The 6114-nt window shown below is 45.8% G+C and carries 8 protein-coding genes; 5 read left to right on the top strand and 3 right to left on the bottom strand.

Annotation, left to right across the window (positions count from 1 at the left end; all coding sequences use genetic code 11):
• Nucleotides 1–263: FAD-linked oxidase C-terminal domain-containing protein (locus tag RMO84_RS10290; RefSeq protein WP_310488373.1), on the top strand; the 263-nt coding region annotated here is incomplete at its 5' end.
• Between the two features lie 124 nt (nucleotides 264–387).
• On the opposite strand, the gene RMO84_RS10285 is transcribed toward RMO84_RS10290, so the two are convergent.
• Both RMO84_RS10285 and RMO84_RS10280 read right to left on the bottom strand, forming a co-directional pair.
• Nucleotides 388–786 (bottom strand): transcriptional regulator, encoded by a 399-nt coding sequence (locus RMO84_RS10285; RefSeq protein ID WP_310488372.1) that lies wholly within the window; start codon nucleotides 784–786, stop codon nucleotides 388–390.
• A 6-nt stretch (nucleotides 787–792) separates the two neighbouring features.
• On the bottom strand, nucleotides 793–1092 hold the full coding sequence (locus RMO84_RS10280; protein ID WP_310488371.1) for a type II toxin-antitoxin system HigB family toxin: 300 nt from the start codon (nucleotides 1090–1092) through the stop codon (nucleotides 793–795).
• A gap of 366 nt (nucleotides 1093–1458) precedes the next feature.
• On the opposite strand from RMO84_RS10280, the gene RMO84_RS10275 reads away from it, so the two are divergent.
• A complete protein-coding gene (locus tag RMO84_RS10275; protein WP_310488370.1) occupies nucleotides 1459–2379 on the top strand; it encodes a metallophosphoesterase family protein in 921 nt (306 codons plus the stop codon).
• 4 nt (nucleotides 2380–2383) lie between these two features.
• Nucleotides 2384–3217, top strand: coding sequence for an MOSC N-terminal beta barrel domain-containing protein (locus RMO84_RS10270; RefSeq protein WP_310488369.1), 834 nt, complete (start codon nucleotides 2384–2386; stop codon nucleotides 3215–3217).
• A gap of 201 nt (nucleotides 3218–3418) precedes the next feature.
• On the opposite strand, the gene RMO84_RS10265 is transcribed toward RMO84_RS10270, so the two are convergent.
• Complete coding sequence (locus RMO84_RS10265) at nucleotides 3419–3802, bottom strand: hypothetical protein (RefSeq protein ID WP_310488368.1); 384 nt, start codon at nucleotides 3800–3802, stop codon at nucleotides 3419–3421.
• 398 nt (nucleotides 3803–4200) lie between these two features.
• Here RMO84_RS10265 and RMO84_RS10260 point away from each other — a divergent pair, with 398 nt between their 5' ends.
• Both RMO84_RS10260 and RMO84_RS10255 read left to right on the top strand, forming a co-directional pair.
• On the top strand, nucleotides 4201–5040 hold the full coding sequence (locus tag RMO84_RS10260; protein ID WP_310488367.1) for a 3'(2'),5'-bisphosphate nucleotidase CysQ: 840 nt from the start codon (nucleotides 4201–4203) through the stop codon (nucleotides 5038–5040).
• 44 nt (nucleotides 5041–5084) lie between these two features.
• Nucleotides 5085–6002 (top strand): LysR family transcriptional regulator, encoded by a 918-nt coding sequence (locus RMO84_RS10255; RefSeq protein WP_310488366.1) that lies wholly within the window; start codon nucleotides 5085–5087, stop codon nucleotides 6000–6002.
• Nucleotides 6003–6114: the final 112 nt, after the last annotated feature.

Genomic DNA, 6114 nt, shown 5'->3' with positions numbered 1-6114 from the left:
AAGTAGAAGCCTTGGGCGGGGAAATCCTCAAGCTCTGTGTCAAAGTCGGCGGAAGTATTTCGGGCGAACATGGGATCGGTGCTGACAAACGCTGCTACATGTCGGAGATGTTTACCGAGACAGATCTAGAAACGATGCAATGGGTACGCACGGTATTCAATCCCAAGGAATTAGCCAATCCTGGTAAAATTATTCCCACGCCTCGGACGTGTGGCGAGTCGGCTAATTCTGGGCATAAGTTTCCATCGATCGAACAATATTAAATTAATTGATAATTGGTTTAATATTAAAAATCTGTAGTTGGGTTGAGGAACGAAACCCAACACCCCCATCAATCGATCGTGTGGATGTTGGGTTTCACATTCGTTCTACCCAACCTACGATCTTTTAAATAAACAAGCCAGGAGAAACATCGAAAAATTCACCTAATGCCTTCGCTTGCGCTTTACTGATCGCTCTTTTACCATTCACCACTTCCGACACAACTCCCCGCGAACCAATCAGTCCAACAAGATCGGCTTGACGAGTATTGTTAGACTCCATCAAATGCTGTAAAAGTTCGTGTGGAGTCACATGCTCCATCGGATAATGCTCGGTTTCATAATCCTCAATTAACACGACTATTAACTTTAACAGCTTGATTTCTGCTGCTGTTTTATCCTGTTTAAATGTCAGCCGTTCGGCGATCGCTAACGCTCGATCGTATTCTGCCTCTGAATCGATCGCCTGCGGCACAAATTCAGCTAACAACTGTGGATAGTTATCTCTGTCTAATGTAAGAGTCATTCATTATTAAAAGTAAGGATTGTTTTTCCAGTCATCTTTGTCATATTCAGCGTGGGTGAGGAAATATTTGTAATAAACCGTCTGCGACTGATAATCCATGCCGACTATCAATCTATAGGTATTACCTTTGATATTGAACACTGTTAAATTACCCACTGCTTCTGTCTCTGGATAATCTTCACGCACTTCTTCTAGGTTTTGCCAAGCTGCTGTCTTAATTGTGGCGTACCAGCGATCGACTATTTTACCAATGCTAGGATATTTAGCTACATCTGCACGGAGGTTGCGGATGGAAATTAAATGCATGATTTCTCTGATACTTGCTTGGCTTTATTTTGACGTGTTTCATAATAGCGACTCATGTATTGTTCAAATGGGACGGGTTGTTTTTTGTCGATCGATCTATAGCTCCAACAATCAGAACTATTTCACAAGCTGGTAAACCCGCTTTACCCATTAAATCCGTGCTTGTGAGACGTTGATACGATCTTCAATACACCCATGATCTCAAAATGAGAGCGTTTTGTCAATACCCCCGTGGCAGTTACCCTGTGGAGCTGAAGAGTGATAGGTTTCGCCTTCGTTCCATCTGCCTAAAGCTTGGAGATGCTAGCATTGAAATAGGCGCATTGCCGCTTATGATTTCTCAATCCAACTTCGACGATCGATCTCTTGGCAACTTTGCAAAAGAATCAACAACTTAATTTCGCGGTATTTGGCGATATTCACGGACGAATCGCGCTGATGTATACGCTCGCGATCCTCTGGCAACAAGCATCGGGGATCGAGCTGGATGGATTGTTGCAAGTTGGCGATTTGGCAGCTTTTCCAGATTTGTCGAAATTAGATGATGCGACTAAAAAACACGCTCAAAAAGATACCGACGAGCTGGGATTTCAGGATTTCTATGTGGCGACGCCTGAAAGTAAAATTTATTTAGAACATCCCCAAGCTCCGACGACTTACTTTGTTAGAGGAAATCATGAAGATTTTGATTATTTAGGTGGTTTCACCAAACCAGCCGCAATCGATCCTTGGGGGAAAATATTATTTATTCCTGACGAGCAGATCGTGAGTGTAGATAAAGACGATCGAGTATTGAAGATTGGTGCTTTTGGTGGCATTGCCTCGCGACAAGAAGGCGCAGCACGGGGGAAATTAGCTCGCGACAAATATCGCAAAGCTCAAAAAATCAGTAACTCCGAACCGCGTTTTTTTAGCAACCAAACGATCGAGCATATTTCCCCAGATCTTCAGCATGTCGATATTCTCATGACTCATGCTGGCCCCCAATCTCCCGATTTACCGACTGGTTCGATTTTTCTGGAACAGCTCATCGCGCAGCTTCAGCCGAGAGTGCATCTATTTGGGCACCATCATCAGGTAATTTATCGTCAAAACGATGTCACTAATTCGCTATCGGTGGGGCTAGAACATTTAGAATTCGATCGACAGGGGAAATTAAAGCAAGGCTCTTGGGGGATATTATCAATTTCACCAGATTTATACTCTTTTGCGTTTATTTCGCCTGATAGTTTCCCCATCTGGAATAAGATCGATCGACACAATTATCGATCGCTAATCACTCAATAAGCTTATGAATGCCGATATTCAACCCAAGTTAACACAGATCGTTATTTATCCAGTCAAATCTTTGGATGGGATAGTAGTCGATCGCGCTCAGATCTCTACTGGTGGCGCATTAGAGTTCGATCGGCGGTGGGCAATCGTAGATGCGGGTGGTAAAGTTGTTAATGCTAAACGTACGGCCAAAATCCAACAGTTGCGATCGCAATTTGACTTTGTTAATAGGGGTTCGGAATCAGATTGTCGATCGCTAATTCATCTTCAAACTGTAGATGATGCAAGTAATTATACATTTTGCCTCAACACCGAATTAACCGAATTATCGCAGTGGCTGAGTCAGTTTTTTGGCTTTGACGTTAACCTCATCGAAAATACGACGACAGGGTTTCCAGATGACTTAAATGCTTATGGCCCCACGATCGTTAGTACGGCAACCTTGGCAACAATTTGTGAGTGGTTTCCAGACTTAGATTTGGCAGAAGTGCGGCGGCGATTTAGAACTAATTTGGAGCTGAGTGGAGTACCAGCTTTTTGGGAAGACCGACTATTTAGCGCACCGGAAGAGGCGATCGATTTTCAACTGGGGAATGTCCGATTTTACGGCATCAATCCCTGTCAACGTTGTGTCGTGCCTACTCGTAGCTCGTTTAGTGGTGCTGTAACTGCCAAGTTTCAACAGACATTTACCCACCAGCGTCAACAGACATTGCCATCAAACGTTAATGTCGCCAGATTTAATCATTTTTATCGACTGGCTGTCAATACTCAGATCCCGCTGGTTGAAGCTGGTAAGTTTTTAAAGACTGGCGATCGATTGACTATTTCATCTGGAGACGATCGCTAAATTTCTCAATTAGAGCGAATTCTATCTATGAGGAGTGAAGTAGCGATAATCCTTGGCGATCGACTTGCAACTTTCAATACCGATAAAAATACCACCAATGTTATTGACTCTGAATTGAGACTCAATGACATTGGTGGTAACTGCTTTGTCTAAGAAAATTTAACTTTTGAAAAAAGCTCAATTTTCATTAAACCAGATCGACTAAGGCTTTTTAGGCGCGTCAGCAGCAGGTTTAGTTTCAGTAGTTGTAGTTGTTGTGCTCTTGACAGCATCTTTAGTACCAGTAGCAGCACCTTTTACTGCGTCGCCGGCACCCTTAGCACCGTCTTTCATTGCGTCGCCGGCACCCTTAGCACCATCTTTCATTGCGTCGCCGGCACCTTTAGCACCATCTTTCATTGCGTCGCCAGCACCTTTAACGCCGTCAGCAGCACCTTTTACAGGATCGACAGGCTTAGTTTCGGTAGCTGCGGGAGTAGTTGTATCGGTTTTAGTTGCATCGGGAGCAGCAGCTTCTTTGTTACATGCGGTCAAACCAGCAGACAAAGTTAAGCTGGCGATTACCAGTAAAGTTTTCCAGTTCATTAAAATTTCCTCACACTTAATTTTTTGAAACCGGACATCCGGTTACGTTTCTTATCATAGCACCGAGCTTGCGAAATTTCAGGGGGCGCGCAAAGCAGGAAACCGTATTATTTTGGGAGTTGGAGATAGTGGAAACCGAACCATCGATCGTACTCGATCGGCTGGAATATCCTCTCAATCCAATGTGAATGCAAATCTACTCGATCGACAATTGGCTGAATGTCGGGACGATCTGTAGTCGAACTGTATAGCTAAGTCACTTGCCGTTGCTCGATTACCGCTGGTAGACTACGCCAACGAATTGCGGCTGAAGCCACACAGCGATCGTTACAGCTTTATGATGGAGTGGTGAACGTGCATAACTTTTTGTATATTTATATTCCCAACTCCCAATACCAGTGAAATCACCACTTTCTCATCTGACCTTAGCGGATATCTTGGAACGGACGATCGAGTTGAGCCAGACAGCAGCCGTCATCCTCAAATCTTATTATCGTGTCAGTCGCGATCGGTTAGAAGTACTAGACAAAGCCGAAGGCCCCGTGACTGTGGCAGATAAAGCGGTCGATCGACATCTGCTCGATGGCATTCAAGCTATGTGCGGCGATAGCTGTGGTTATTTGACCGAAGAGACTTATCAAGCTGGCGATCTAGAATTACCGCAAGACTGGGTGTGGATTATCGATCCTTTGGATGGGACGCGAGATTTTATCGACAAAACTGGCGAATATGCCATCCATATCGCGCTAACTTATCAACATCGTCCCGTCCTAGCTGTCATCGCCATCCCCGAATCCGATCGAGTCTATGCGGCCATTGCTGGCGGTGGTACTTACCAGATCGACGCCGATGGCCTCCGTACGGTCGTGCGGGTAAAGGGTGGCAAGGATTTGAGTGAGTTAATCATCGTTGCTAGTCGCAATCATCGCAGTAAAAAATTAATCGAGCTATTAGCACGCCTGCCTTGTCAGCAGCAGCTCAAAGTCGGTAGCATCGGCTGTAAGATTGCGGCGATCGTCGAACACCATGCGGATATCTATGTATCGCTCTCAGGTACCTCCGCGCCCAAAGATTGGGATCTGGCAGCTCCAGAACTGATTTTGACAGAAGCAGGTGGCAAGTTTACGCACCAAGATGGTAGTTGCCTCAAGTACAATTGCGGCGATGTCAGTCAGTGGGGCTGTCTAGTTGCGAGTACTGGGGAATGGCATCAGCAGCTTTTAGATGCGTGTGTTTAGGGGTTAGGCTTTAGGGATTAGGCTTTAGGCTTTGACGATTAGTTATGCGGATCGAACAGTTACAGGCATTTTTGGCAATTACGGAAACTGGGAGTTTTCAGCAAGCGGCGCGAAAGTGTGACTGTACTCAGTCCACGATCAGCCGACAGATCCAATCGCTCGAAGAGGATCTGGGGATTGCCTTGTTCCATCGCCACCATCAGGCTAAACTCACCGTCGGCGGCGAACGACTCCTGCCTCATGCCCTCAAAATTTGTCACGAATGGCAGCTCGCGCACCAATCGATCGACATCCTCCGCGCTGGCAAACAGCCAGAACTGAGTATCGCCGCTATTCACTCGGTCTGCGCTCACATGCTGCCAGCGATTTTACAACTATTTTGCGATCGCTATCCTCACGTTCAACTACGCGTTACCGCCTTAGGTAGCGATCGCGCCCTCAAAGTCCTCAAAGATGGATTGGTCGATGTCGCGATCGTGATGGACAATCGGATGATTACCGCCAGTTCCGAGATGGTAGTCCAAAATCTTTATCAAGAACCGATCGAGATTTTGATGTCTACCACCCATTCTCTAGTCCAATATGAGCCTGTCCCCTGGACAGAACTAGTCAAGTATCCCCAAGTAGTCTTCAAAGATGGCTATGGAATGCAGCGACTAGTGCAAGAACAATTTAGCAAGCTGGGAAGCACACTCCAGGCAGTGTTAGAATTAAACACGCTAGATGCTTTTCGGGGTGTCGTCAGACAGGGAAAACTCATTGCTCTATTGCCAAAGTCGGCACTAATCGACATTCACAACGATCCCACTTTGGTGACTCGATCGATCGACCCCATCCCAAATAGCAGCATCAATCTCTCCCGTAATGTCGTCCTCGTCACTAGTAGCGATCGACTTCAAATTCCGCCAATTAAATTTTTCTGCGATTTAGTCAGCGAGCAATTAACAGAGGGTAGGGGATAGGGGGTAGAGGGTAGAGGGTAGGCTTTAGGCTTTAGGCAATGAAACTGCGTTTCATCTAGTTGCTTGGTTCCCAAGTTCCTCGTTCCCTCGTCTCCCTACCCCCTATCCCCTA

It is taken from the genome of Chamaesiphon sp. VAR_69_metabat_338 (assembly GCF_031423935.1).
Taxonomy (GTDB): domain Bacteria; phylum Cyanobacteriota; class Cyanobacteriia; order Cyanobacteriales; family Chamaesiphonaceae; genus Chamaesiphon.
This window is presented reverse-complemented; position numbering and strand designations above follow the sequence as displayed.

Excerpts from the sequence above, each read along its gene's own strand:
- RMO84_RS10270 (WP_310488369.1), top strand. The coding sequence starts at position 2,384 with ATGAATGCCGATATTCAACCCAAGTTAACACAGATCGTTATTTATCCA.
- RMO84_RS10280 (WP_310488371.1), bottom strand. The coding sequence starts at position 1,092 with ATGCATTTAATTTCCATCCGCAACCTCCGTGCAGATGTAGCTAAATAT.
- RMO84_RS10255 (WP_310488366.1), top strand. The coding sequence starts at position 5,085 with ATGCGGATCGAACAGTTACAGGCATTTTTGGCAATTACGGAAACTGGG.
- RMO84_RS10285 (WP_310488372.1), bottom strand. The coding sequence starts at position 786 with ATGACTCTTACATTAGACAGAGATAACTATCCACAGTTGTTAGCTGAA.
- RMO84_RS10265 (WP_310488368.1), bottom strand. The coding sequence starts at position 3,802 with ATGAACTGGAAAACTTTACTGGTAATCGCCAGCTTAACTTTGTCTGCT.